4 protein-coding genes and 3 tRNA genes are annotated in these 2,970 nt (G+C 56.9%); all 7 read right to left on the bottom strand.

Annotated features, from left to right (window positions below):
- On the bottom strand, window positions 1–110 hold a 110-nt coding region (locus D906_RS26345), incomplete at its 3' end, for a GTP-binding protein (protein ID WP_132579187.1).
- Window positions 111–188: 78 nt separating this feature from the next.
- Window positions 189–264, bottom strand: a tRNA-Thr gene (locus D906_RS26350).
- Between the two features lie 29 nt (window positions 265–293).
- Window positions 294–367, bottom strand: a tRNA-Gly gene (locus D906_RS26355).
- 24 nt (window positions 368–391) lie between these two features.
- Window positions 392–475: transfer RNA gene (locus tag D906_RS26360), tRNA-Tyr, on the bottom strand.
- Window positions 476–627: 152 nt separating this feature from the next.
- Window positions 628–1,053, bottom strand: a complete 426-nt coding sequence (locus D906_RS26365; protein WP_019098632.1) for a hypothetical protein — start codon at window positions 1,051–1,053, stop codon at window positions 628–630.
- Window positions 1,054–1,060: 7 nt separating this feature from the next.
- Complete coding sequence (locus tag D906_RS26370; protein WP_025755075.1) at window positions 1,061–1,810, bottom strand: pantothenate kinase; 750 nt, start codon at window positions 1,808–1,810, stop codon at window positions 1,061–1,063.
- Window positions 1,800–2,759 carry a bifunctional biotin--[acetyl-CoA-carboxylase] ligase/biotin operon repressor BirA gene (gene birA / locus D906_RS26375; protein ID WP_020424247.1) on the bottom strand — a complete coding sequence of 320 codons (960 nt, stop codon included), beginning with the start codon at window positions 2,757–2,759 and terminating at the stop codon, window positions 1,800–1,802. Before birA ends, D906_RS26370 begins: the two co-directional genes overlap by 11 nt.
- Between the last annotated feature and the right edge of the window lie 211 nt (window positions 2,760–2,970).

Raw genomic sequence — 2,970 nt, forward strand, 5'->3', positions numbered from 1 at the left:
GAGCAGACGCGAGTCAGAGCTGCGGTCAGAGTGGTCTTACCGTGGTCAACGTGGCCGATAGTGCCGACGTTAACGTGGGGAAGGGAACGATCAAACTTTTCCTTAGCCATCGATACAATCCTCCGCAGAAGAAATAGTCTTGCGCTGATAAAACAAAGGCAGATATTTTCATATCTGCCTTGTTTATATGGAGCTCTTGAGCGGATTTGAACCGCTGACCTCACCCTTACCAAGGGTGTGCTCTACCAACTGAGCTACAAGAGCGAAACACTTTGCGCAAAATCCGGCAAACTTGGAGCGGGTAGCGGGAATCGAACCCGCATCATCAGCTTGGAAGGCTGAGGTTCTACCACTAAACTATACCCGCGGAGCTTGCGGCTCTCGCTAAAACTGGTGGAGGGAGAAGGATTCGAACCTTCGAAGCTCTCGCAACGGATTTACAGTCCGTCCCCTTTGACCGCTCGGGAATCCCTCCAGATGTGGCCGGCATTCTATTTGTCTGCCGTCCTAGTGTCAAGCGTTTTTTCAAATTTTTTCAATCAAATCTGAAACTTAGCTGCTTTGACACCGCTTCCAGTTCTACCACCTGAGTGGTGTTCCCTGTGAAGCGGGCGCCATTCTATCAAGCTATTCGCCAGTTGCAATACCCTGGCAGAAAATAATTTTATGTTTTAAGTCTTTGAAATCATTGGAAAGAGCTGAGAGTACCGTTTGGTCCAGCAAACGCTCGCTTTCCGGTGCAACCTTGAGCCAGCGCCCATCTGCCCCCGGCAGCTGCCCCACCACTGGCAAGGTCGCAATATCTAGGCTCAAGAGGCGCTGACGCAGCGCATCCAGCTGCCCCTGCCCCATTACCCCACCCACTACCAGGCATTCATCACGACGCTTGGGCGGCGCCGACACGCCTGTTTCACGCAGCAGACGGATCTCTTGCTGATTCCCCTTGTACAGAGACAGCGGGGCGACTTCCTTGACCTTCAGCGGGGCTTCCTGCTGATGCCACACGTAATAGAAGACGTTGAGCACCAGTAACAGCAGAAACAACCAACGCATAGGCACCTCAATCCAATGGGCAGGCCATGGCCAGGCCAACGAAAACCAGGTCTGGCACAACACGCGCCTGGGGCACAGCCTCCCTTACCAGTGGCGCATCACCCCCAGTGAGAAATACCGTGAACGTGTCCCCCCACAGCACACGCGCCTGATCAAGCTGGGTGCGCGCAAAACCCTGGAGCATCAACACACAACCGCGCTCGACCGCTTCGACGGTTGAGCGCCCGGGAGACAGACTGGTCAATGCGCGCTCTGCGGAGGCATCGTCATAGCGTATACGCCGGGTATGGGTGCGCAGCTGGCTACGCATCAAAGGCATGCCCGGGCAAATGTAACCACCCAGATGCTCACCATCCGCTGCAACGAAGTCCGCTTTTGCAGCAGTGCCCAAGTCAATGACCAGGCACGCGCCCTTTGCCAAGTGAAATGCACCCAGCGCAGCCAGCCAACGATCCATACCCAGACGCTGATAATCGTCATAGCCATTGCGCACGCCGGCCATTTCCCGTGCCGGATGCGCAACACGCGCCTGAACGGTAAACGCCTGGGCAATCAATGAACACAGCGCATCGGTTTCTTCCTCGCTGCGCACACTGACAATGCGACAGCCCGTAAGACGCACCGAAGCCAACGCAGCCACTTCAGCGAGCAACGCCTGATCGGAATCGACGATCCCGCCACCTTCAATGACTGCATCAGCAGCATGGATTACCCGCCACTTGATGAAGCTGTTACCGCAATCGAGCTCAAGAATCATCACGCAACCTCAAACTGAGCTCACCACCACTGAAGCTCTTTTCCACTCCGTCCACCTCAAGGCGCAAACCACCCTGCCCGTCGACGCCGAGAACCACACCATCAATATGCGTGCTGCCAGCAACCAGCGAGACATTGCGCCCCTGCCAAAGGTGCGCCTGCTCCCATTCTTCCAGGAATGCTGCGAATCCGTAGCGGCGATGGCGTGCCAATTCATGCTGCAGTTGCTGACTGAGCGATGCCACCAAGTGATTGCGATCAATTGTCGCACCCACCTCACGCCGCATTGAAGTCCACTGTTGGTCGACCTGGTCATTTGCCTGCATGTTCACATTGATACCGATACCCAGTACTACATGACAGACATCAGCAGGGTCGCCCACCAGCTCCAGGAGAATGCCGGTAATCTTCTGCCCGCGAACCAGCACATCGTTGGGCCATTTGAGCCCTACCTCTTTTACGCCAAACGCCTGCAGGGTACGCATTACGGCCAGTCCCACCACCAGGCTCAAACCTTCGAGCTGACGCATGCCGCCTTCCACCCGCAATACAAGGCTGTAATAGAGGTTCTCGGCGAATGGGCTGACCCATTGACGGCCACGCCGGCCGCGGCCGGCACTCTGCCGCTCGGCCAGCACGATAAACGGAGCAGCCTGCCCTTGGCCGGCAAGCCGCAAACCTTCCGCATTGGTCGAATCAATCGATTCGTGGATGAACACCGGCCACTGCTCGCCTTCGGCATAACCGGCGATTGCGTGTGCTTCGAGCAAGGCGAGCGGTGCCGCCAGCTGATAGCCGCGCCCACGAACCTTGTGAATGGTGAGGTTCAGTTCACTCTCCAGATGCTGCAGCTGCTTCCAAACGGCACTGCGACTCACCCCGAGGGCTGCCCCCAGGGCTTCACCGGAATGGAACCGGCCATCCTTGAGGAGATTCAACAACTTCAGCATGCCAGTCTCGACTTGGAATAAGGCAGGCATGATAGCCATGGGCTGTTGGCTTGCATAGGAAAAGGGCCTGTAAGTGCGGCCTTGTGTAGCGATCCCCGTGGGGTTCAGCTTTTGCCGCGGAGCAGGCCACGCGGTGGATGGCACCGGCGTTGCCGGTGTTCGCGGCTAAAGCCGCTCCTACAGGGATCTGGGTAAAGCCGAGACTTGCGTG

It is taken from the genome of Pseudomonas sp. LAIL14HWK12:I1, from assembly GCF_003202095.1.
Classification (GTDB): domain Bacteria; phylum Pseudomonadota; class Gammaproteobacteria; order Pseudomonadales; family Pseudomonadaceae; genus Aquipseudomonas; species Aquipseudomonas monteilii.

What these genes read in the sequence shown, in the direction of transcription:
- D906_RS26365 (WP_019098632.1), bottom strand. Translation starts at nt 1,053, where the DNA reads ATGCGTTGGTTGTTTCTGCTGTTACTGGTGCTCAACGTCTTCTATTAC.
- D906_RS26370 (WP_025755075.1), bottom strand. Translation starts at nt 1,810, where the DNA reads ATGATTCTTGAGCTCGATTGCGGTAACAGCTTCATCAAGTGGCGGGTA.
- birA (WP_020424247.1), bottom strand. Translation starts at nt 2,759, where the DNA reads ATGCTGAAGTTGTTGAATCTCCTCAAGGATGGCCGGTTCCATTCCGGT.